Origin of the sequence: Idiomarina sp. 017G (genome assembly GCF_004362265.1) — a bacterium.
GTDB classification, from domain to species: domain Bacteria; phylum Pseudomonadota; class Gammaproteobacteria; order Enterobacterales; family Alteromonadaceae; genus Idiomarina; species Idiomarina loihiensis.
This window is the reverse complement of record NZ_SNWT01000008.1, coordinates 109,258-126,375: the sequence shown is the minus strand read 5'-3', so window position 1 is coordinate 126,375 and position 17,118 is coordinate 109,258. Positions and strand designations below refer to the sequence as shown.

Here is a 17,118-nt window from a genome sequence, read left to right as displayed (position 1 = left end):
TCATTTTAGAATTTTTATGTTACTATCCGCGGCAAATAGCGAATAATAAGCGACATCAGCTGTGATCGAACCTCCCAAATTTAAATTCTACTTTTTACATCCTAAGTTTTGGCTTACCTGGCTCGGTGTTTTCATCCTGTATAGCGTGTCATGGCTGCCTTATCGGCTACAGCTTGCCATGGGCCGCGGGTTGGGGTTGTTGTTTAAAAAACTCATGCCGCGCCGGGTGAATATAGCCCGTACCAACTTAAAGCTTTGCTTCCCGGAATACAGCAATGAGAAGATCGAGGCATTGCTAACCGAAAATATGAAAAATACCGGAATCGCATACTTTGAAGTTGGCATGGCCTGGTGGTGGCCGAACTGGCGAATTAAACGTAAGCTACACGTCCATGGTGAAGAGCACTTACGTAAGGCGCAGGAGGATGGCAGCGGCGTACTGTTATTGCTCTTTCACTTCCTGAGCTTAGAAGTTCATGCCCGCTTACATGGCTTTGTCGAGCCAGCTGTAGGTCTTTACCGCCCACATAATAATGCGGTCATGGAGTTCTTACAAACCCGCGGCAGAGGGCGTTCAAACAAATATATGATCCAGCGTCGCGATGTTAAAGCGATGATGAGATCACTGACCGAAGGTGATATCGCCGGCTATCTTCCGGATCAGGATTATGGCCGTCGTCGCGTCGAGTTTGTTAAGTTCTTTGAAGTACCAGATGCTTCAACAACCTTGGGTACTATGCTTTTTGCCCGCAACCCGAACTGCAAAGTCATGGTTAGCCGTTGCGTCAGACGTGACGACGGAAGCGGTTACGATCTCTTTTACGAACCGCCCCTTGAAAATTTCCCCACGGGAGACAAGAAAGCGGATGCCGAACGCGTTAATGGTTTGGTGGAAGACGCCATTCTAAAAGCTCCGGCCCAGTACCTCTGGGTTCACCGCAGGTTTAAAACCCGCCCCGACCCTGACATGCCAAGCTACTACAAGTCATCTTCCAATAAATGATTCCAGCAATTGAGCACAGCCTGACGTTCGCTGTCCAGGTTGTGCTCCTCCAATAACTGCTCCCCCTGCAACGCCAGCGAATGACTCTCACAGCGGAAAATCTGAAATGCGTTAATTAAATTCTGAGCGTCCACCTCTGTAAGTAGGTGTAACTGTTGCGCTTCGGTCAGAAGCCTGACGTTATCACTGTATTTGCATAGCTCCGGATATTGATGTGCGTAACGCAGAACCAGGTACTGAGTAATAAATTCAATATCAGCGATACCACCCGGGTCTTGTTTTAAGTCGAACTTCCGACTGTTTCTTTGGGTCAGATGCTCACGCATTTTTTCTCGCATACTAACGATATTCTGACGCAGTTCGTGTTCATCTCGTTGTTGAGAAAGAACACTCCGGCGTATATCCATAACTGTATCCCTTAAAGCCGGAACGCCGAATACAGGCCGCGCACGCACCAGTGCCTGCAACTCCCAGGTCCAGGCGTCGTCGCGCAAATAACGGGCAAAAGAGCTCACCTGCGTCACCAGTAAACCAGCCTGCCCTGACGGGCGCAAGCGTAAATCCACGTCATACAAAATGCCTGCAACGGTACGGGTAGTAAATAAATGCAGAATTCGTTGCGCCAGTCGTAAGTAAAACTGCTGAACTTCAATCGGTCGTTGACCGTCTGTCTGTCCCTGATAATTAGCATCCGTTACAAAAACGAGATCAAGATCGGAACCATAACCCAGCTCCTGCCCGCCTAGTTTCCCATATCCCAATACTGCGAACCCGGTATTATCGATACTGGTTCCCGCGGGCTTCCCATGTTTTTGAGTCAGATGTTGCCAGGCCAGACCGACCACTTGAGAAATAGTGGCTTCTGCCAGCGCACTCAAATGATCACTAACGTTCATCAGTTCCAAAACGCCACTGATATCCGCTGCAGCAATTTTCAGTTGCAGCGCCTGCTTAGCCTGACGCAACGCATCCATTTGAGTTTCCAGATCTTGTTCAGGAATACGTACAAGATATTCGCGCAGCACGGCCGCATAGTCCTTTGACTCAGGTAGGCTGTATAGCTGCTGCGGGTCAATCAGTTCATCCAGAAGTATGGGGTGCAAAGCCAACTGTTCAGAGATCCATGGGCTCGCCATACACAATTTGCAAAGCTGCTCGCGGGCGCCGGGGTTTTCCGCCAGCAGTTCAATGTACGCCGTTCGACTCATAACCGCCTTGATAATAGAAAGCAGCCTTTCCAGTAGCCGCTCCGGGTGCTGATGCTGAATGGCATGCCGGAGCATTATGGGCATTAACCTAGCTAACGCTGAACGCCCTCTTGGGCCCGAACTACGACGGCGGCTCTCCTGGCGAAAGTTTTTAATCAGAGTCCATAATGCCTGAGGTTCATCAACGCCCTCGCTCTCTATGATTTCTATCGCAGCATCATCATCCAGCATGTCCTGCCACAAAACCTGCAAGCCTTGTTCATCCTCGTCATCTTCAGACTCCGCGCCAACCACTTGCTGGAACTCAGCATGAATGCGCTCCATGCACTTGTCTATTTTTCTCTGCAAGGTTTCCCACTCAGGTTCATTCAGCATTGTGCACAACCGTGCGCGGCCAGTTTCATCGCTGGGTAATTGCTGAGTTTGCTGGTCATCAATTTGTTGCAGGCGGTGCTCAATAACCCGCAAATACTCGTAATCTTTTAATAGCTGACTGGCATGCTCCGAGCTTATCAAATCCAGTTCCACCAGGCCGTTCATGGCGATATAAACTGAACGTGTCTGCAGTGATTTTTCCTGCCCCCCGCGGATAAGCTGATGCGCCTGAACAATAAACTCAACTTCACGAATCCCGCCGGCACCCAGCTTGATGTTATTTTTAACTCCCTGTCGGCGGGTTTCCTGGGTAATCAAAAGCTTCATTTTACGCAGCGCTTCAATGGCGCCAAAATCAATATAGCGGCGGTAAACGAAAGGTCGTATCAACTGCTGAAACGCTTGCTCATACTGTTCATCTGCCCCTATCATACGGGCTTTAACCATGGCGTAACGTTCCCAGTCACGCCCCTGCTCCTGATAGTAATGTTCCAGCGCATTCAAACTGGTTACCAGAGGACCCGACTGACCGAAAGGCCTTAACCGCATATCGACCCGAAACACTTGCCCGTCTGCAGTCGTCTCGTCAAGTAACCCAATAAGTGACTGCGCCAGCCGCTTGTAAAAAACCCCGTGCTCCAGATTACGTCCGGGCCCCTGGGTTTCGCCTTGTTCAGGAAAAGCAAAAATAAGGTCAATGTCGGACGAGAAATTCAGCTCTTTTCCGCCCAGCTTGCCCATTCCAATGACCAGCATTGGCATTAGCTGATCATTAGCATCTAGCGGTTTACCGTGACGTTGGACAAAACGTTCAAACAACCACTGCAGACTCTTATTGATTGCTGCATCAGCAAAGGTACTGTAGTGGTGCAAAGATTCTTTTAACGACACTTGCTGCAGGATGTCGGCTGCGGCCAGCTTCGCCATCCAACAGTGCCGTAGCCTGCGGAGGCATTTTTTTGCGTCATCGTCATGCGTTATTTGATTTAACGACTCTGCTATACGGTCACCGTAGCTGTCAGCATCAACCAAACAAATACTCGTTCCACCGTCGTCAAAAAAGTCGGTTAAAAGATGCTCTGGGTAACTTTCCGCAACCCTGCCAATGAACGGGCTGACAGCGAATAATGCCCGTAATATTTGCTCCTGTTCAGCTGTGAGTGTAATACTCTCTGCAACCTCTTTAAAACGTTCCCAGGTTGTTTCAGTCTCGCTCATCAGTTTGTTGTCGGGAGTCTGCATAACCACCTTAATTTAACCAGTATGGTTCACGTTTCAGCGCAGCTTTACGCGAATATTCAAGAGCTTTTAGCAGGGACTCTCGCTGGACTTTTTGCCAGTCCATTAGTTTTTCATCCACTTCGTCGTCGCGGTCCCGAATACGCTCATGTAAAATATGCAATGCGGTAATTTCACGAATACCCCGGGCTAAATCCTGCCACGGCAGCCGGAAGCTTTCTCTCAAGTCAGCATCAAACAAATGTCCGAAGCAAGTTCCCATCAAAAGGCTGTTTTGCAAGGGTGTAAGCAACTTAAGATACCCTTCTTCACTGAGCTTTTCATGCTCAGAAAATGCCGTTTGCACTAGTTGCCAGTCGCTTTTCAAAAGTTGACTACTCCAGGGTAAAACCGGCTGCTCCAGCTCCTCTGTCATTTCTTCTTTCAAGAGAAACTCTGACAATCCCAGTACGGTTTTTTGGTATGCCGCAGAATGCACCAGTTCAGCAACTTCATTCAGGCGAATAACATCCTCCTGACTGTTGACTAAAGATTCATACAATTTGCTGTAACGCTTAAGCGCGCGATGATAAGCACCATCTTCAGCGGTTAACTCATCCAGCCCTTCAAATCGCTTCAACCATTGCAGTTTTGCGGTTATTTGCGAGATGCCGGTCAGCAACCGTCGTTCACCAACCCCGTTCTCAATAAGTTGTTCCAACACAACCCGCACCATTTGCATACCGTCCGCCATTCCCTGTACCGCCCGGACACTGGGTTGGAAGTCCAGGCAGGCTTCATTGTGCTGCCAATGGCGCAAGCCCGATTCCAGCGACCGGTAAAGCGCCTGGCCCACATTTTGCTCAGAGTGGATTGGTACGTAGTGCATTTGTGTAAAAGGCTCCAGCAAGCTTTTTCCGGCCAGCAGATAGCCTCTTGCCGCTTTACTCAACGAGCCTACTCGCGCACCGGCTTTTTTCACTAACTCCTGTGCCAGTCGATAGGCCTCGGTCAAAGAACCTCCCTGTAACTCCAGTTCAATCTCCGCTATTGGCTCTCGCTGCTCGCCCGACTCTATGTATCCCTCATCAAGAACCATTTCGATAACACCTTCACCGCTGGGAAGCCGCCAACGGGTTCGGGTGAAATCGGTAACGAACAAGGTGTCCAAATCGCGCTGAATATCATAAACCGGAAAGTCCTCCGGCCATATTTCGTTATCAAACAAGGTTAAGTCGGGTTTGTCGCTATCAATGTCAATATTATACTCTGGCCTTTGGTGCATGCCGCCCATAACTCGACCAGCCAACTTCACCGTCTGCTCTTTATGATCTTTATCGCTACGTATCCGTAATCCAATATCGAACTGACGTAAACGTAAATCGGACGTGTCAAAATAAGCATTTTTGAGTTCAAACTGCTCTTTGCGGGGTTTTGCCTGATGAGAATCCGCCAACGACTGGCAGACTTCGAGCGCTTTTTCTCGCTGTTCTGGAGCAATCAGTAACTTGAGCTCAACTTCTTGTGACATAAATCGATTCCGATGCGTTTAATAAGTTAGATTAAAGGTACTGGCTTGGCGGCTAACGGTCAACAAACACGGGCATTTAGTTCACTTGACACCAAGGGTGAAAAGTTGCAACGTGAGATCCGACCATGAAGGGTCTTTACCCGCGCAAAAATAAGCTTATACTTGCGCCGATTCCCAACTTTGGGGAAGCACGCCGAGCTTCGGCCTGGCTACACAGGAGATGCTATGTTCAAAGCGAGTGAGGTGCTATCCAAACAGCATCAGGCTGAGGACTTAAAGTCCTTACAGCAGGCAATTACTGACAATTATATTGTTGATGAAGACGAATATATGCGTGAGCTGTTGCCGCTGGTTCCTGCCGATGATGATACGGTTAGCGCAGTAACCGAGCGCGCAGCTAAGTTAGTTGAGCAAGTGAGGGAACAGGCAGATAACGGCGTCGTCGACGCATTTCTGCAAGAGTACAGCCTAGATACCAAAGAAGGTATTATTTTAATGTGCCTTGCCGAGGCACTATTGCGAATTCCTGATGCTTATACAGCCGACGCGTTAATTCAAGATAAACTCTCCGGCGGAGACTGGCAGAAACATATGGGCCAGAGCGCGTCCTGGTTAGTTAACTCAGGTACCTGGGGGCTGGCACTGACAAACAGTGTGACAAACCCTACAGGCAAAGCCATGGAAACACCTCGTGGTGCTTTCCGTCGTCTTGTTCGCAAACTCGGTAAACCCATTATTCGCAAGGCAACCTATACCGCCATGCAAATTATGGGTAAGCAGTTCGTATTGGGACGTACCATTGAGGAAGCCTTGAAAGAAAGCCGTGATAACCGTGACAAGGGTTACACTCACGCTTACGATATGCTTGGCGAAGCCGCATTAACTATGAAGGATGCGGATTACTACAAGCAGCAGTACGTCAACTCAATCAAGACGATCACCAAAGAAGAGTTCAATAACCCGGATGCACCACGGCCAACAATTTCAATTAAATTGTCAGCCTTGCACCCTCGTTATGAAGCATCAAATCACGAACGTGTACTAACTGAACTGGCCACCACTTTGACTGAACTGGTCAAGCTGGCCAAAGAAGCCGATGTTGGTGTGACCATTGATGCCGAAGAAGCCGATCGCCACGAGCTTTCAATGGAGCTGTTTGAGAAAGTCTACCGCAGCGGCGTCTGTAAAGGCTGGCCACGTTTTGGTTTGGTTGTACAGGCCTACTCGAAGCGTGCACTACCAACCTTGTGCTGGATAACCGCACTGGCAAAAGAGTGTGGCGATGAAATTCCTGTTCGTTTGGTAAAAGGGGCTTATTGGGATAACGAAATTAAGTGGACTCAGGAAAACGGTTTACTTGGTTATCCGGTATTTACTCGTAAGTCACACAGCGACATTTCATACCTGGCCTGTGCCCGTTACTTACTAAGTGACGACACTGACGGTGCCATTTATCCGCAATTCGCGACTCACAACGCGCAAACCTTTATGGCCATTCAACAAATGAATGAGACCCACCAGCGTAGAATTGAGTATCAGCGTTTGCACGGCATGGGTGATAGCTTATACGACACCATAATGGAGCAAAATCCAGGTATGGTGGTACGTATCTACGCACCAGTAGGCCCTCACAAAGATTTGTTGCCGTATTTAGTCCGCCGGCTTCTAGAGAACGGTGCTAACTCGTCGTTTGTCCACAAACTGCTAGATGCAGACACACCGGTCAATGACTTAGTCGAGCACCCGATGAAAACCGCGTCCGGCTACGAGAAGTACGCAAACAGCAAAATTCCACTTCCCTCAGAAATGTATGGGGATCGCACAAATTCATTAGGATTGAATATGAATATTCACTCACAAGCAGATGATTTTATTGCAGCGGTTCAACAGTACCGTGACAAACAATGGCAAGGCGGCCCCATCGTCGATGGGAAAACCATAGAAACCGATCACCACGTCAGTATTACCAGCCCTCAGGAAACCTCGAAGCAGGTTGGTAGTATCTACTGGGGTGATAAAAAACTCTCTGAACAGGCACTGAAAAGTGCGAACGCTGCCTACAAATCCTGGCGTAAGGTTCCTACCGACGAGCGAGCGGAATGTTTAGAGAAATTTGCCGACTTAATGGAAGCTAACCGCAACGAGCTTATCGCTCTGTGTTCTGTAGAAGCAGGAAAAGGCTTACAGGACGGGATCGACGAAGTTCGCGAGGCCGTTGATTTCTGTCGCTATTACGCCAATCAGGCGCGTGAACTCATGGGTGGCCCTATTCAGTTACCGGGTCCGACAGGCGAAGACAATGAGCTATTTGTTGAAGGCCGTGGAACTTTCATTTGTATTAGCCCATGGAACTTCCCTCTTGCCATTTTCGTCGGCCAGGTTGCAGCCGCTTTGGTTACCGGTAACTCAGTTATTGCTAAACCGGCAGAGCAAACTGGGCTTATCGCATACCGCGCAGTGCAGCTGGCTTTGGAAGCAGGCATTCCGGGTAACGTATTGCACTTTATGCCTGGCAGTGGTGCCGAGGTCGGTAGCTATTTAACCAGCCAGGAAGACATTGGTGGTGTTTGCTTTACCGGTTCAACTTATACCGCTCAGGCCATTAACCGGGCACTAGCGGCACGTACTGGTCCAATTGTGCCATTGGTTGCTGAAACCGGTGGACAGAACGCCATGATGGTTGACTCTACCGCTCTGCCGGAACAAGTTGTCACCGATATCGTTGCCAGTGCCTTCCAGAGTGCGGGACAGCGTTGTTCAGCCCTGCGAGTTCTATTCGTACAGGATGATGTTGCTGATCGTGTTCTCGACTTACTACGTGGCGCTATGGAAGAGCTGCAAGTTGGTGACCCACTGCTGCATGAAACCGACGTTGGTCCGGTTATAGACGGCATTGCAAAAACCAACCTGGAACAGCACATATCTGATATCCAGCAGGCCGGTCGACTGATTGCTCGCGCGCCACTGCCAGATTACGCTATGGGTGGTACCTTTGTTGCGCCTACAGCGATCGAAATCGACAGTATCAGCCAGCTGGTGAAAGAAAACTTCGGGCCAATTCTGCACGTTATTCGCTTTAAAACAAGTGAAATTGACGAGGTTATCGAGAGTATTAATAACACAGGCTTTGGTTTAACTTTTGGTATTCACAGCCGTAACGAAACCTTTGCTCACGACGTGGCAAGCCGCATTGATGTAGGTAACGTGTACATTAACCGTAACCAGATAGGTGCGATTGTTGGCGTACAACCATTTGGTGGTCGAGGTATGTCAGGTACCGGACCGAAAGCCGGTGGTCCACACTACTTGACCCGCTTTATTACCGAAAAAACGCGTAGTGATAATATTACTGCCGTTGGTGGTAACGCCACCTTGTTGTCTCTGGACGATTAGAGACCAGCAAGAGACAAAAAAGCCAGCGAGAAATCGCTGGCTTTTTACTTTATTCTTCGTTTATTTCTTCGTAACTTTTAGCTCTATCTGGTAATTTTCCAGTTGCGGTTTGAGGCTGTCATTTAAAACGACAATAATTTCCTGCTTGCGCCCTTTTTCATCCACAAAACTCAAACCGGCTAAATCTTTTTCATACTGCTGCAGTACCGGCGGGTGTTCCAACTGATAAGTTCTGGGGGGTAAAATGAGGCGTTTTTCCGTTAACTCAAGATCATTATAAAACGCGGCTGGTTGCAATGGCCTGAATTTCACTACAATTGCCATAACAATAACCATGGTCAGCAGCGCGCCTGTAACAATAATCCACAAGGAAACCGCGTCACCAATATAAATTGCCATCCATATCGCTAAAAAGAAGCCGCCCCAGGCCTGGGGGCGGCGACTATCACGATAAAACGTCAGTGCATTGTTTTCTTTTTTTTCGTCTTTAGAATTCATCGTCACTATGTAAGTAAAGGCTTTCACTACCATCTTTTATCGCAGCTGCCAGGCTATGAATGCGAGGCAAAATGCGGGCAAAATAGAAACGTGCCGTTTTTGCTTTAGTTGCAAGGTATGGCTTGTCGCTTAATAGTGGCTCGGCGGCTATTGCCATTTTCAACCACAGGTAAGCGTAAGAAACATAGCCTACCAGATGCAGATACTCAACCGCCACACTGTTCACTAAGTTCTCATCACCAGCTGCTTTTTGCAGTACTTCCTCACTGACACCATTGAGGATATTTAGCGCCTGCTGCAATTGCTCTCGCTGCTTTATCCATTCGCTGCCAGTAACCGTTTCATCCAGAAAGCTCTGAATTTCTTCATTAAATGGCTGCAGTAGCTGACCTTGTGAACCAAAAACTTTACGACCCAGCAAGTCCAGCGCCTGAATACCATTAGTGCCTTCGTATATTTGAGCTATACGGGTATCGCGAACCAATTGTTCCTGGCCCCATTCTCTGACATAACCGTGCCCGCCAAAAACCTGTTGGCCATGAATGGTCGACTCCAGTCCTGTGTCGGTTAAAAACGCTTTCGCAACAGGCGTCAATAACGCCACCATGGCATCGGCTTTTTGTCTAACCTGATCATCCCCGGCGTATTTTGAACGATCGAGCTGCTGCCCCACCCAGGTAGAAAACGCGCGACCACCTTCGGTCAGAGACTTCATGGTCAGCAACATACGGCGCACGTCACCATGCACTAAAATTGAGTCGGCTTCGGCCTGGTCGTTACGAGTTGCTTTTGCGCCGCGTCCCTGAATACGATCTTTAGCGTATTCCAGAGCATTTTGATACGAACGTTCTGCTGCGCCCAGCCCCTGAATACCAACGCCTAATCGCTCATAGTTCATCATGGTAAACATAGCGGGTAAACCTCGATGAGGCTCACCAACCAGCCAGGCCTTAGCTCCATCAAAGTTCATCACACAGGTTGCTGACGCGTGAATCCCCATTTTGTGTTCAATAGAACCGCAGCTAACATTGTTGCGTTCGGTCAGGTTACCCTGCTCGTCGGATAAAAACTTAGGCACCACAAACAACGATATACCTTTTGTACCCGCCGGTGCGTCAGGCAATTTAGCCAACACCAGGTGGACAATATTGTCGGTTAAGTCATGCTCACCGCCAGTAATAAATATTTTGGTGCCGCTAAGTGAAAAACTGCCGTCTTGCGCGGGAATAGCCTTACTGCGAATAATGCCTAAATCCGTACCGGCATGAGGTTCAGTCAGGCACATGGTACCTGTCCATTCCCCCGAAACCATACGCGGTAAATAATGGTTCTTCAGCTCATCACTGCCATGTGAGTTAATTGCCATGATTGCGCCGGAGGTTAGGCCCGGATATAGAGAGAAAGCGATGTCGGCGCTGCAAAGCATTTCTTCGTACTGAGCAGATAAAGATTTCGGCAAACCCATGCCGCCAAAATCAGGATTTGCCGTTACACCAACCCAGCCACCTTCAGCCAACTGGCGAAAGTTCTCTTTATAGCCTTTAGGTGTTGTCACCTCGCCGTCTTTAAACTTAACACCTTCTTCGTCTGCTTCGCGGGCTATGGGCGCAACCAAGTTTTCCGCAACTTTTGCACCTTCATCAAGAATAGCGCCAGCGGTTTCAACGTCCATCATGTCGGCAAGTTCCGGAGTCTGCTGCCAGTCATCAGCAACGCGGAATACATCATGCAAAACAAAATCCATGTCGTCGCGGGGAGCTCTGTAGTCAGCCATATCATTACCTCTTGTAGAAATTACAAAGCGTTCAAACTAATAATTTAAACGCTTGTTTAAACTGTATCGCACAAGAGTATGAATCCCTTCGCAGGATGTCAATAATTTCTATGGTTGCCAGTCTTCTAAAGCGGGCTGGGAGAATGCCTGTGAGTCTTTCACCAAAACCACCTTTTGCGGTTCTATTCGCAATATTGTCAGCTGATTTAACGCATCGCCCTCGTACAGTCGCTGGCCGTTCAGCTCAATCCACCGCTGAGATGCACTGGAGCGATACATATGGCTGTCGTAACTAAACGCAGGAACCTCTCGCTGAAACGAGCGCGAGAGTTCACTTAATGAAGGGATTACACTAGTATCGGCTCTATTATCATCGCTATTGCTGGTGTCGTTCACTGCCGCTTCAAAACGCTGCAACAAGTCTGGCGAAACAGTAGAAAGATCCAGAGCCTGCCGCTGCGATCCAGCTTGGGCGCTTGGCTCGGGTTCTGATGATTGCTGTTGACCACTGCTTTGTGTGACTTCGGGTTCTTCTTCCGGAACGGGTTCGGGTTCTGCTTCCCATTCAACCGATTCAATACTGGCGGTTTCTCCCCACCGGAAGCCTTCCGCTTCAGGACGTTCAGACTGGTTTGTTTCACCAAGCCAAACAGCTCCGGCAGAGCCCAGCACTGCGCCGAGAATAAGCACCAAAGGCCAAAGTAACCAACTCCAGCTACGGCTGTGTTTATCGTTAGCCATAAGCGAGGCATCAAGCACCGAGGTTTGTTTTAATAATGGCGACTGTTGCTGCTTTAATGCTTTTAATAAGGATGACATTATTTGCTCTCTTTACTCGCTTTTTTCATTCAATCGGGGCCCAAAGTCAGACGCGCGTGATGCCAGCCATGCCATTGTCGCTTCATCTAGTTTCCCGGTTACCCTTAGCCCCTGGCTTTTTTGCAGCTCTTTAAATTGCTCGTCCGATGACTTGCTTTGCCATTTAGAACCCAGGTGTTTTATCAGTTGTTCACGAACCCACTGTTGGTGTGCGTCGTCACTTTCAGCCAGCGGCTGTTGATACAAAATAAGGAAAGCCCCGTTCCAGCCATTAGTATCTATCGCCGTACCATCGGTTATTAAATCGGCGCTTTTATCTCGCCTATAAAGCAATGCCGGGTAATTAATGCTGCGCAGTTGCTGCAGGCTCTGGTTTAACTCAAGACAGACGAGATCATATTGTTCTATCCACTGACAAAAAACAGCATCTACCGGCGGTTCGGGCAAGCCCCAGACACTCGCCAACTCTTTTGCCGCCTGATACTGACTGCTGGACGTTGCGTCCAACGGTTTTTCCGTATCGTTAATCAGGGTGTAACTGCCAACCGCGCTGGCGACAAGAAGCAAAAAAGCCCCCGCCCAACGCCATAAAGCTGAGTGCGGCTGTCTATTCCGACTACCGGTAGTGCCATTCAGCTCAATATGCGCTTGCTTTATATGCCTTGGCAACACTTCGCTACTGGATTCCGTATAAGCTGCCAACAATGCCCGGTCACAATAAAGATTTAATAAGCGGGGAATACCCTGGGTTAATTGGTGTGCCTTCCTTCCTGCAGCAGCAGTAAACAAAGGCCGGTTTGCGCCAGCCACCTGCAGGCGGTAAGCAATGTAGCGTTGCGTGTCCTGCTCTGTCAGCGGCAAAATATGATAGCGGGCGGTAATACGCTGTGCCAGTTGACGAAGCTCCTGTCGGCGCAGTAAGTCCTGTAATTCCGGCTGACCAATTAAAATGACCCGAAGCAATTTACGATCATGAGTTTCTAAGTTGGTCAGTAACCTCAGCTGTTCCAGAACCTGTGGTCGCAAATGCTGAGCTTCATCAATGAGCACCACACATTGGCGGCCATCATCATTAGCTTTCAGAAAAAACTGGCTGAGCTTATCGGTCAGTGTTTTACGGGTCGCAGAGCGCTTTTGATAACGAATACCAAACTCATCGCACAGGCTGGCAAGCAGTTCATCTTCATTCAACATAGGGTTGAGGATGAACGCCGTTTCCGTTGACTCGGGCAACTGCTCCAGTAACGCTCTGGATACCGTGGTTTTACCTGTGCCCACTTCCCCGGTTAACAGAATAAAACCACCGCTGCCTTGTAGCCCCTGTGTAAGATGCGCCAAAGCCTCCTGATGCCGTTCACTCAGGTAAAGGTAATTTGGGTCCGGGGCAATGGAGAAAGGCTCTGCCTGAAGACCAAAATAGTTCTGATACATATCGGCCCGCTACTGTGCTGATAATATTATTTGTTCAACAGTGTAACGACTTGCTTGCACATCGACCAGTGATTCGACATGATCATGCCAAACAAAGTTGAGGTGAACAGTGGACGTATACTTAGTTGGTGGCGCAGTACGCGATAAACTTCTGAAATTACCAGTACACGAACGCGACTGGGTAGTGGTCGGTGCCCGTGCAGAAGACTTGCTGAAACAGGGGTTTCTGCAAGTTGGTAAAGACTTCCCGGTGTTCCTGCACCCCAGTACCCGCGAAGAATACGCACTGGCCCGGACTGAACGAAAATCCGGCAAAGGCCACACCAGCTTTGACGTTTTTGCCTCTCCCGATGTGACTCTGGAAGATGATTTAGCCCGCCGGGATTTAACCATTAACGCCATTGCGCAAAGTGAGGACGGTGAAATAGTCGATCCATACAATGGCGTGCAAGATATTAAAGCGCGCAAGTTACGCCATGTTTCTGAGGCTTTTACTGAGGATCCGCTAAGGGTATTAAGAGTGGCGCGCTTTGCCGCACGTTTTGCCCACTTAGATTTTACCGTCGCCGAAGAGACTCAGCAAATGCTGCAGGAAATGTCAGCCAGTCAGGAACTCAGTCACTTAGTCCCTGAACGGGTCTGGCGGGAATGGGAGAAGTCACTGTTAACCCAAACGCCAACTGTCTTTTTAACTCTGCTTAGAGACATACAGGCGCTTTCTCAGGTGTTACCCGGAATAACCGCCGATGATTCACAACTGCAACGATTGCAAAGAACATCGGCTTATTCCGATTCAGTGACGCTAAGATTTGCCAGCTTATTTATAGAGCAAGAAACCCCTGAGAGCCTGAAGCAGTTCTGCAGGCAACTGGCCATACCGAATCATTATCGTGACAGCGCTTTGCTGGCAAGAAATCATGAAGATTTCATTACCACACCGGAGCTCCCAGAAAAAGCTCAATTGGCTGCACTACTGAAACAAATTGACTACTGGCGCCGACCGGAGAAGCTGGAGCAGTTGCTACAGTTACGGCAAGCTGAATATAGTGAATCTAAGCAGCAGAAAAGTATTGCTGCTCAGCATAAAAAGTTACGTTCGGGGGCAGAAAAAGCCGCAGCGCTTAATGCTGGGACTTTGCAGCAGCAGGGCTTTACCGGTAAAGCCCTGGGCGATGCTTTACGCGAACAGCGTGAGCAGATACTGGCTGAGGCATTGAATTAACCTTCCAGCCAAGAAGTGTCGCTAATAGGCTCTAATTGTTGCGGTGAGTCTTTATGAGTCTGCTGGTATTGCTCCCACAACTGCTCGTAACTCACATTTAAAAGCGGATGCAGGTGGTGCCCGGCTATTTCAGCCAGTGGCCAGAGCACAAAGGCATTTTCAAGAATTTCGCCACGGGGCAACTGCGGTTGTTGCTCCCGAATAACGTCATCATACAATAAGACATCAATGTCTAATGTTCGCGGGCTGAACTTAGCACTGCCCGGAATCCGTCCGTTTTCCTGCTCAATGCGCTTGCATTCAGCCAGAACTTCGGTAACAGAAAGGTTGGTTATTACCTCCACCACCAGATTGTAAAAATCACTTCCGGAAAACCCTACCGAGGCACTGCGAAAAATTCTTGAGCGTTGTTGCCAGGTAAAGCTCTTTGCAATGGCTTTCAACCCTGCCCGAATATGTTTTTCACGATCCGTATTAGAACCTATTCCGAGAAAAACTTGCGCCACAACTTATCCTCTTACCCAAATGGGCTGTCGAAAACACTTCGGCGAACGCTTACAGCCACCGTTTTAGCATTAGGCACAGCTCCGGGTTTAGCCACCCGCACTTCAACGTTCTGCACACCGAATTCATTCAAAATGAGGCTGGCAACGCCTTCAGCAACCGTTTCTATGAGCTGACGCGGCTTCTCTGCTACCCAGGCCGACACTCGCTCGCTCACCATTGCATAATCTAAAGCGTCGTCAATATTGTCAGTAACTGCCGCGCGCTGGTTGTCCCAGCTCATCTGAATATCCAGCACCAACTGCTGTTTTTTTTCTTTTTCCCAGTCATAGACACCAATGATGGTTTCTACGGTTAAGCCTTCAATGCTAACGACATCAATATCTGCTTGTTCCATTTGTGTTAACCCGTGGTAATTGCCCAAAAAACCGCTTATTCTAGGGACATTGAGTTTTAATCGCAGTCTACCTTAACCAACGAGGGATTCGTACCCCATGACAGCGCTTACTTTACTGATGATACTTTCAGCCTACCTTCTGGGCTCTATCAGTAGCGCTGTGGTTATCTGCCGGCTTTGGGGCTTACCTGACCCGCGCAAAGAAGGTTCCGGCAACCCCGGAGCCACGAATGTTTACCGGGTTGGCGGAAAAATCCCTGCGTTATTAACTCTTTGGTTTGATGTTTTAAAAGGTATGGTTCCGGTGTGGGGCTCTTACTTTCTCGGCATTGAGCCCTTTTTCCTTGGGCTAATTGCGGTTGCAGCCTGCCTTGGCCATATTTTTCCGCTTTACTTTCATTTTCGTGGCGGCAAAGCTGTTGCTACCGCCTTAGGTGCTATGTTTCCGGTTGCCTGGGAAATGGCGTTGTTGCTCATTGCCACCTGGTTACTGGTTTTCCGTGTCAGCCGGGTATCCTCTTTAGCGGCTTTAGTAACCGTCTGTCTGGCACCCTTTTATGCCTATTGGATAAAACCCCAATACACAGTGCCGGTTATTATGATTTCGCTATTAATACTCTGGCGTCACCAGGCCAATATTCTGCGCTTGTCCTCCGGCGAAGAAAAAGCCTTTAAACGGCGTCGCTAATATTCACCATGGGTTTCAAATCTGTCATCGGCCATCTTGGGTGTGTTTTCACTGCCAATGGCTCACGTTCTCCCGCTTCTAAACGCAGAGCGCCCGCTAAGGCGATCATCGCACCGTTATCAGTACAAAATTCCGTACGCGGGTAAAATATCTGGCCCTTTTGTTTTTCTAATAAAGCTTCAAGTTTTGCGCGTAAATGCTTATTGGCACTGACCCCACCGGCAACGACCAGACGCTTGTAGCCGGTTTCTTTTAGCGCACGACGACATTTAATAACTAAGGTATCAACCACCGCATCTTCAAATGCCCGGGCAATATCCGCCAGGGTCTGCTCATCATTGTCATTAGCGGCCAGAGTATTAGCCGCAGAAGTTTTCAAACCACTGAAAGAAAAATTAAGGCCTGGTCTGTCTGTCATTGGTCTGGGAAAGGTAAAACGATCGCTGTTGCCCTGTTCAGCCAAAGCAGCCAATCGCGGCCCCCCGGGATAATCAAGCCCCATTAGCTTAGCTGTTTTATCAAAAGCCTCGCCTGCGGCGTCGTCTACTGATTCGCCCAGCAAATGATAATCACCTATACCTTTTACTTGAACCAGTTGAGTATGCCCGCCGGAAACCAACAAGGCGACAAAAGGAAATTCGGGCTGGTTCTCTTCCAGCATAGGCGCCAGCAAATGGCCTTCCATATGATGAACTCCAACCGCGGGTAAATTCCATCCAAAAGCCAGACTACGACCAATACAAGCACCAACTAACAGAGCACCAACCAGCCCAGGCCCCATTGTATAAGCAATACCATCCAGTTGCTGATGCGAAATCCCGGCCTCTTTGAGCGCGGCTTTAATCAGCGGTAGGGTTTTACGTACGTGGTCACGAGATGCCAGCTCGGGCACTACGCCGCCGTAGTCGGCATGCAGTTTCACCTGCGAGTACAACTGGTGGGCTAATAAGCCTTTTTCGGTGTCGTACACCGCAACACCCGTTTCATCACAAGACGTTTCAATACCCAATACCCGCATAATACTAACCAATTCTGCTATTTACCGACAATTGACGCT

The 17,118-nt window shown here is 48.9% G+C and carries 13 protein-coding genes; 4 read left to right on the top strand and 9 right to left on the bottom strand.

The window, feature by feature from the left end; translation table 11 throughout:
- The first annotated feature begins 61 nt into the window (after positions 1 to 61).
- The gene (lpxL, locus tag DEU30_RS11025; RefSeq protein ID WP_034822497.1) at positions 62 to 1,003 is read left to right on the top strand and encodes an LpxL/LpxP family Kdo(2)-lipid IV(A) lauroyl/palmitoleoyl acyltransferase; all 942 of its coding nucleotides are present in this window, start codon (positions 62 to 64) and stop codon (positions 1,001 to 1,003) included.
- Here lpxL and glnE read toward each other — a convergent pair.
- Together glnE and DEU30_RS11015 are read right to left on the bottom strand one after the other, a co-directional pair.
- The gene (glnE, locus tag DEU30_RS11020; RefSeq protein WP_114982163.1) at positions 979 to 3,828 is read right to left on the bottom strand and encodes a bifunctional [glutamate--ammonia ligase]-adenylyl-L-tyrosine phosphorylase/[glutamate--ammonia-ligase] adenylyltransferase; all 2,850 of its coding nucleotides are present in this window, start codon (positions 3,826 to 3,828) and stop codon (positions 979 to 981) included. The genes lpxL and glnE overlap by 25 nt on opposite strands.
- A gap of 7 nt (positions 3,829 to 3,835) precedes the next feature.
- Positions 3,836 to 5,335 (bottom strand): CYTH and CHAD domain-containing protein, encoded by a 1,500-nt coding sequence (locus DEU30_RS11015; protein WP_114982164.1) that lies wholly within the window; start codon positions 5,333 to 5,335, stop codon positions 3,836 to 3,838.
- A gap of 225 nt (positions 5,336 to 5,560) precedes the next feature.
- On the opposite strand from DEU30_RS11015, the gene putA reads away from it, so the two are divergent.
- A complete protein-coding gene (gene putA, locus DEU30_RS11010) occupies positions 5,561 to 8,728 on the top strand; it encodes a bifunctional proline dehydrogenase/L-glutamate gamma-semialdehyde dehydrogenase PutA (RefSeq protein ID WP_011235189.1) in 3,168 nt (1,055 codons plus the stop codon).
- Positions 8,729 to 8,788: 60 nt separating this feature from the next.
- On the opposite strand, the gene DEU30_RS11005 is transcribed toward putA, so the two are convergent.
- From DEU30_RS11005 to DEU30_RS10990, 4 genes are all read right to left on the bottom strand, one after another.
- Positions 8,789 to 9,226: a hypothetical protein gene (locus tag DEU30_RS11005; protein ID WP_114982165.1), complete on the bottom strand. Its 438-nt coding sequence runs from the start codon at positions 9,224 to 9,226 to the stop codon at positions 8,789 to 8,791.
- The gene (locus DEU30_RS11000; RefSeq protein WP_011235191.1) at positions 9,216 to 11,000 is read right to left on the bottom strand and encodes an acyl-CoA dehydrogenase C-terminal domain-containing protein; all 1,785 of its coding nucleotides are present in this window, start codon (positions 10,998 to 11,000) and stop codon (positions 9,216 to 9,218) included. The genes DEU30_RS11005 and DEU30_RS11000 overlap by 11 nt, the downstream gene beginning before the upstream one ends.
- A 108-nt stretch (positions 11,001 to 11,108) precedes the next feature.
- Complete coding sequence (locus DEU30_RS10995) at positions 11,109 to 11,819, bottom strand: general secretion pathway protein GspB (RefSeq protein WP_011235192.1); 711 nt, start codon at positions 11,817 to 11,819, stop codon at positions 11,109 to 11,111.
- Positions 11,820 to 11,831: 12 nt separating this feature from the next.
- Positions 11,832 to 13,250, bottom strand: coding sequence for an AAA family ATPase (locus DEU30_RS10990; RefSeq protein ID WP_114982166.1), 1,419 nt, complete (start codon positions 13,248 to 13,250; stop codon positions 11,832 to 11,834).
- 109 nt (positions 13,251 to 13,359) lie between these two features.
- On the opposite strand from DEU30_RS10990, the gene DEU30_RS10985 reads away from it, so the two are divergent.
- Entirely contained in the window at positions 13,360 to 14,472 is a 1,113-nt protein-coding gene (locus DEU30_RS10985; RefSeq protein ID WP_011235194.1) for a CCA-adding enzyme, read from the top strand.
- On the opposite strand, the gene folK is transcribed toward DEU30_RS10985, so the two are convergent.
- Together folK and folB are read right to left on the bottom strand one after the other, a co-directional pair.
- Positions 14,469 to 14,978 (bottom strand): 2-amino-4-hydroxy-6-hydroxymethyldihydropteridine diphosphokinase, encoded by a 510-nt coding sequence (gene folK, locus DEU30_RS10980; RefSeq protein WP_011235195.1) that lies wholly within the window; start codon positions 14,976 to 14,978, stop codon positions 14,469 to 14,471. The two genes, DEU30_RS10985 and folK, sit on opposite strands and share 4 nt — an antisense overlap.
- Positions 14,979 to 14,989: 11 nt before the next feature.
- Positions 14,990 to 15,373, bottom strand: coding sequence for a dihydroneopterin aldolase (gene folB / locus DEU30_RS10975; protein ID WP_114982167.1), 384 nt, complete (start codon positions 15,371 to 15,373; stop codon positions 14,990 to 14,992).
- 97 nt (positions 15,374 to 15,470) lie between these two features.
- Here folB and plsY point away from each other — a divergent pair, with 97 nt between their 5' ends.
- Positions 15,471 to 16,061, top strand: coding sequence for a glycerol-3-phosphate 1-O-acyltransferase PlsY (gene plsY, locus DEU30_RS10970; RefSeq protein ID WP_011235197.1), 591 nt, complete (start codon positions 15,471 to 15,473; stop codon positions 16,059 to 16,061).
- On the opposite strand, the gene tsaD is transcribed toward plsY, so the two are convergent.
- A complete protein-coding gene (gene tsaD, locus DEU30_RS10965; protein WP_114982168.1) occupies positions 16,045 to 17,079 on the bottom strand; it encodes a tRNA (adenosine(37)-N6)-threonylcarbamoyltransferase complex transferase subunit TsaD in 1,035 nt (344 codons plus the stop codon). The two genes, plsY and tsaD, sit on opposite strands and share 17 nt — an antisense overlap.
- Between the last annotated feature and the right edge of the window lie 39 nt (positions 17,080 to 17,118).

What these genes read in the sequence shown, in the direction of transcription:
- DEU30_RS11015 (WP_114982164.1), bottom strand. Translation starts at nt 5,335, where the DNA reads ATGTCACAAGAAGTTGAGCTCAAGTTACTGATTGCTCCAGAACAGCGA.
- DEU30_RS11000 (WP_011235191.1), bottom strand. Translation starts at nt 11,000, where the DNA reads ATGGCTGACTACAGAGCTCCCCGCGACGACATGGATTTTGTTTTGCAT.
- folB (WP_114982167.1), bottom strand. Translation starts at nt 15,373, where the DNA reads ATGGAACAAGCAGATATTGATGTCGTTAGCATTGAAGGCTTAACCGTA.
- DEU30_RS10995 (WP_011235192.1), bottom strand. Translation starts at nt 11,819, where the DNA reads ATGTCATCCTTATTAAAAGCATTAAAGCAGCAACAGTCGCCATTATTA.
- glnE (WP_114982163.1), bottom strand. Translation starts at nt 3,828, where the DNA reads ATGCAGACTCCCGACAACAAACTGATGAGCGAGACTGAAACAACCTGG.
- plsY (WP_011235197.1), top strand. Translation starts at nt 15,471, where the DNA reads ATGACAGCGCTTACTTTACTGATGATACTTTCAGCCTACCTTCTGGGC.
- DEU30_RS10990 (WP_114982166.1), bottom strand. Translation starts at nt 13,250, where the DNA reads ATGTATCAGAACTATTTTGGTCTTCAGGCAGAGCCTTTCTCCATTGCC.
- putA (WP_011235189.1), top strand. Translation starts at nt 5,561, where the DNA reads ATGTTCAAAGCGAGTGAGGTGCTATCCAAACAGCATCAGGCTGAGGAC.
- DEU30_RS11005 (WP_114982165.1), bottom strand. Translation starts at nt 9,226, where the DNA reads ATGAATTCTAAAGACGAAAAAAAAGAAAACAATGCACTGACGTTTTAT.
- tsaD (WP_114982168.1), bottom strand. Translation starts at nt 17,079, where the DNA reads ATGCGGGTATTGGGTATTGAAACGTCTTGTGATGAAACGGGTGTTGCG.